Annotated in this window: 6 protein-coding genes; 5 read left to right on the top strand and 1 reads right to left on the bottom strand. The window is 33.7% G+C overall.

The genetic code is table 11. The annotated features are described in order from the left end of the window. Positions 1 to 1,017: 1,017 nt before the first annotated feature. The 5 genes from Q4517_RS15350 to Q4517_RS15330 all read left to right on the top strand — a co-directional run bounded on the left by Q4517_RS15350 (position 1,018) and on the right by Q4517_RS15330 (position 3,781). The gene (locus Q4517_RS15350) at positions 1,018 to 1,572 is read left to right on the top strand and encodes a hypothetical protein (RefSeq protein WP_303511272.1); all 555 of its coding nucleotides are present in this window, start codon (positions 1,018 to 1,020) and stop codon (positions 1,570 to 1,572) included. A 27-nt stretch (positions 1,573 to 1,599) separates the two neighbouring features. Further along, positions 1,600 to 2,091: a hypothetical protein gene (locus Q4517_RS15345; protein WP_303511270.1), complete on the top strand. Its 492-nt coding sequence runs from the start codon at positions 1,600 to 1,602 to the stop codon at positions 2,089 to 2,091. 233 nt (positions 2,092 to 2,324) lie between these two features. Then, positions 2,325 to 3,044 (top strand): ComEC/Rec2 family competence protein, encoded by a 720-nt coding sequence (locus tag Q4517_RS15340; RefSeq protein WP_303511267.1) that lies wholly within the window; start codon positions 2,325 to 2,327, stop codon positions 3,042 to 3,044. Between the two features lie 214 nt (positions 3,045 to 3,258). Continuing rightward, positions 3,259 to 3,498: a type II toxin-antitoxin system ParD family antitoxin gene (locus Q4517_RS15335; protein ID WP_303511264.1), complete on the top strand. Its 240-nt coding sequence runs from the start codon at positions 3,259 to 3,261 to the stop codon at positions 3,496 to 3,498. Beyond that, positions 3,491 to 3,781, top strand: a complete 291-nt coding sequence (locus Q4517_RS15330) for a type II toxin-antitoxin system RelE/ParE family toxin (protein WP_303511262.1) — start codon at positions 3,491 to 3,493, stop codon at positions 3,779 to 3,781. The genes Q4517_RS15335 and Q4517_RS15330 overlap by 8 nt, the downstream gene beginning before the upstream one ends. Positions 3,782 to 3,806: 25 nt before the next feature. Here Q4517_RS15330 and arfB read toward each other — a convergent pair whose 3' ends face one another. Beyond that, positions 3,807 to 4,208, bottom strand: a complete 402-nt coding sequence (arfB, locus tag Q4517_RS15325) for an alternative ribosome rescue aminoacyl-tRNA hydrolase ArfB (protein ID WP_303511259.1) — start codon at positions 4,206 to 4,208, stop codon at positions 3,807 to 3,809. Positions 4,209 to 4,708: the final 500 nt, after the last annotated feature.

Raw genomic sequence — 4,708 nt, 5'->3', positions numbered from 1 at the left:
CTCTATTATTAGAATGATTAATAATGAGCCTATGACCTGGAAACAAATAAAACAGAACGTAACTTAATAACTCAAAATATTTAATTTAAGTTACATGTGTGTTTTTAGGGAAGCGTAAAAACACGCTACCCATAGGTAATAAGTAGAAACAACAAGATTATAATAGCAGGAGAGCCCCTTGCCACTAGTTAAAAATCCATAAAAAATTAGATGGTTTTAGCAATACAATCATAGCATTTTGTTAGTTTCTTTTTCTTAACCGCTTCTAAATTATAGTGTTGGGCTATAAAAAACAAATGCGATGGTCAATTTTTGCTTTTTTTTAACATTCAGACAATCAGAAGTATATCTTTTATACTAGTTGCGAATACTTTTTTCATGTACTGTCAGTTCGAGTGATTTTTAAGAATGATAATGAGTTAAAAATTGTATCGAGAACTAGACTATTACTTCTCGATACAAAATTATTTTCATTTCAAATAATTTTACACGAAGTGACAATCCGTTAATGCGTAGGCCGATAGCGTTGGATTGAATCCATACAGATTTGAGAGTGGGAGGATAGCCGTAGTATCAGCGACCCATGCCGTGGTGTTAACGGAGCGTGCCGTGATATCAGCGACCCATGCCGTGGTGTCAACGGAGCATGCCGTGATATCAGCGACCCATACCGTGGTGTTAACGGAGCACGCCGTGATATCAGCGACCCATGCCGTGGTGTCAACGGAGCACGCCGTGATATCAGCGACCCGTGCCGTGGTGTTAACGGAGCATGCCGTGATATCAGCGACCCATGCCGTGGTGTCAACGGAGCATGCCGTACTATCAGCGACCCATGCCGTGGTGTTAACGGAGCGTGCCGTGATATCAGCGACCTAAACAGCGATATAAAGAACCGTTACTACTCTATAAAACGACTTTTATGACTTAAATAGGTGAGGTTATGGGATTCCGTAAGATTGTGTGGTGGGGTTTTTTTAGGTTTACGCGGAATTTTTAAAAAAGATTATAATAAATATGAAGAAGGATGTTTTTATTAAAACTTGGTTATTTATCCTAGTATTAATACTGATTTCCCTATCAATTTGGGGGATATTTTATATAGAAAAAGTTGATGCTAAAATTTCTGTTTTAGGAATAGTTGCAGTAATAGTTGCTGCTTTTACTTCTGTAATGACAGTTAATTTAAATAACAAAAAAACACGAGAAAGAGAGTATGAATTACATCTTTTAAAAGAGAAACAAAAAGTCTGTGAACATTTCTATAATGCTTTTTTTGAAATTTTTAAAAATGTAAAAAACAGTAGAAATGGACTTACAAAAAAGACACTTGACGAAATGTCTCTTTTCAAAAAAGGGCTAATGAATTGGGGAAGTGAAGAATTAATAAAAAATTATATTGAATATGAAGATAATATAGACCTAAATAAAGGTGATACATATGCAATATTAAATAATGCAAATACTTTTTTAAAAGAAATGCGTAAAGAATTAGGATTTAAAGATTCAAAAAAATTGAAACTTATGACTGTACTCCTAACAGCTGAAGCACGTGTTGAATTAAGACAATAGATATAAAAGTTATGAACTATAATAAGAATGAAAGATATAGTAGATAAAATATCGTCTTATAACCTTTTTAATTATTTATTTCCAGGAGTGATATATGTTGGTATTTTGAATAAGGCTACCTCGATAGATTTAATTTTGGAAAATAATTTTATTGGAGGGTTTTTCTACTATTTCATTGGTTTTGTCATAAGCAGAATGGGGTCTTTGATAATTGAGCCAATACTTAAGAAGTGGAAAATAGTAAAGTTTTCAGATTATAGCGATTTTGTTGATGCCTCAAAAGAAGATGATAAAATAAATCTCTTTTCTGAAGTTAATAATACATATAGAACACTTATCTCGCTTTCACTTTTATTGGGGTTATCCGTCCTATATGACAAATTTATTGTTCCTCTATACTTGGCATCTATTTGGATTAATTCGGCTATTAGTATTTCACTGATTGTACTTTTTACTTTTTCTTATAGAAAACAAACAGGATTCATCAATAAAAGAATTGAAAAACACAAAAGCAAATGATTGTTACTCATCACTTAAATGTTGGTCATGGCGATACGATAGTTATCGAATTTAAAGAAACTAATCGCCTTATGGTAATCGACATAAATCGTTCCTCAGAATTTGACGATGACACCGCGAGTGAATTAATAAATGAAGCATTAAACTCTGTTAGCGAAAATTTTAAAAGCTTTTATAAACTCGGAATTTACAATAGGCAGGAATTATACGAGAAAGCAGGTTACAATATAGGATTGACTGATCCTATTGAATATATAAAATCTTTAGGTTACAGTAGTATTTTTAGAATGATTCAAACCCATCCACACATGGACCATTTAACTGGTCTTGATTCCATTTTTACAAATTTTTCTGTTTGGAATATTTGGTGTCATAAGAACAATTTTGACATGGATGAATCCAAATTAAGTGACAATCAGAAACGGGATTGGAAGTGTTATAAGAAATATAGAGACACAAAAGAAACAAAGTTAGAGGACACAACTATAGTAAGACCTTTTGCAAACCACAGTAGAGACTTTTGGAATCAAGATAATATCACTGTTTTGTCTCCAACTCCTGAACTAATAAAGTTGGCTCAAGAAAAAAATAATAGAAACATAATGAGTTATGTGCTTTTGGTAGAATACTGTGGTAAAAAATTTGTTTTTGGTGGTGATGCAGAAAAAGAAACTTGGGAGTATATAGTTGAAAAATATGAAGATAAAATTAAGGATGTTACAGTTTTAGATGCGTCTCATCATGGAAGAGATAGTGGTTATTATCAACCAGCAGTTAAAATTATGAACCCTGAATATGTAATTGTTTCAGTTGGAAAAAAACCATCAACGGACGCAAGTAATAAATATAGACAGTATTCAGACAATGTTTGGTCTACAAGGTGGAAGGGGAATGTAAAGTTCACAATAAAGTCAGATGGATCTGGAACCTGGGAGACCGAATATGATAGATAAAAACTACCCTAACAATGCATGCCCTTCGGGATAGGCACCATATACAATACCGTGGATAATAATAAACACGAGCATTATAAATTATTTTATAAAACTAAAACCGAAATTTTTTTCGGCCTGTTGTTTTTAGCGTCCAATCGTTTGGTAATCGCCGCTTTTTAATAATTTTGACATGATTCGTATTTGGTGTATATTTACATCAAAAACAAATAGTATGGCAAGGCAAAGTATTTCCTTAACAGAACCGAATGATGAATGGCTAAAAACTCAAGTAAATACCAAAGAGTATTCTAGTAAAAGTGAATTGGTAAATGATTTGATACGACAAGCTAGAAAGCAACAGGCTGAAATAAATTGGATTCGCGCTAAACTTGAAAAAGCAGAGAATAGCGGGTTTACAAGCGATAGTAAAGCAGCTATTTTAGCACAATCTAAGTCGTTACTAAATGACTAAGTACCGATTAAGTAATGAGGCAAAAAACGACCTGATTCGAATTCATCAGTACGGAGTTAAAAAATTTGGCGTAACCCAAGCAGATAGCTATTTTAATTCATTCTTTGACTATTTTAATAGCATTGCAGAGCGACCTTTTTCTTTTGAGTCGGTTGATTATATAAAAAAAGGTTACAGACGTTGTGTTTGCGGAGTAGATAGTATTTATTTTAAAGTAAATAGAAATACTGTTGATATTATGGCAATTGTAGGAAAGCAAGATGTGAAAGCAAGATTATTGTAATATCTTATAAAAGTAAAGAGGAGTTTTAAAACCGAAATTTTTTTCGGTTTTCTTTTTTTTCGGCCTGTTGTTTTTTAGCGTTTAATCTTTTGGCAATCGCTGCTTTTTTAGGTTTGGTAGCTTTGCGTACTTTAGGTATTACCAAAGCTTGTGCTAAAAGGTTAAAAAAGCGTTCGGTAACCAATTCTTTATTGCGGTGTTGTGAACGGCTTTCTTGTGAGCTTAGTATAAGCGTGTTTTCTTTAGAGAGTCTGTTGGCTAAGTTTTTAAGGAGCAGTGCTTTTTCTTTGTCCGAGAGTCCTAACGAGTCTTCAATAGTAAAACTTAACTCTACTTTAGAGGATACCTTGTTTACATGCTGTCCGCCCGCACCAGAGCTTCGTACGGCTTTAAAGTTGAGTTCTTTTAATAGTTGTTCTTTGTTCATAGTGTTTGTGAATGTCTCAAATATAGGGAATCTATTGTTGTTTGTAAAGGGGGCTTACTAATCGGAGTGACTCTTATTGGTGAGAGTTGGGAACTTTAAAGGGTATTCGTAACTAGAATTAAGCAGATTTCTCGCTATCGCTCGAAATGACAAAACGTACGTCATTTCGAAGGAGTGTGCGACTGAGAAATCTCAAGGTTTAGCAGCCCTATCGAGAACTATTCCAGCGTCAAAGTCCTAAATTCTCGATACAAATTATGCTCTTTTCAATCGCAAAATTCACTCGAATTGACAGCTTTAAAATTTTAGTCAACCTACTTTAATAGGTGTTACTGTATTCCTGTAAAAACAGGAGTTTCAAATATAAATAATCTATTGTTGTTTGTAAAGGGGGCTTACTAATAGAAGTGACTCTTGTTGGTGAGATTTCTCGCTATCGCTCGAAATGACAAAACGTACGTCATTTCGAACTGTAGAGCAACGGAAGTGAGAAATCTTTT

This window comes from Tenacibaculum sp. 1_MG-2023, assembly GCF_030547425.1.
Classification (GTDB): Bacteria; Bacteroidota; Bacteroidia; order Flavobacteriales; family Flavobacteriaceae; genus Polaribacter.
This window is presented reverse-complemented; position numbering and strand designations above follow the sequence as displayed.

What these genes read in the sequence shown, in the direction of transcription:
- Q4517_RS15350 (WP_303511272.1), top strand. Translation starts at nt 1,018, where the DNA reads ATGAAGAAGGATGTTTTTATTAAAACTTGGTTATTTATCCTAGTATTA.
- arfB (WP_303511259.1), bottom strand. Translation starts at nt 4,208, where the DNA reads ATGAACAAAGAACAACTATTAAAAGAACTCAACTTTAAAGCCGTACGA.
- Q4517_RS15330 (WP_303511262.1), top strand. Translation starts at nt 3,491, where the DNA reads ATGACTAAGTACCGATTAAGTAATGAGGCAAAAAACGACCTGATTCGA.
- Q4517_RS15335 (WP_303511264.1), top strand. Translation starts at nt 3,259, where the DNA reads ATGGCAAGGCAAAGTATTTCCTTAACAGAACCGAATGATGAATGGCTA.
- Q4517_RS15345 (WP_303511270.1), top strand. Translation starts at nt 1,600, where the DNA reads ATGAAAGATATAGTAGATAAAATATCGTCTTATAACCTTTTTAATTAT.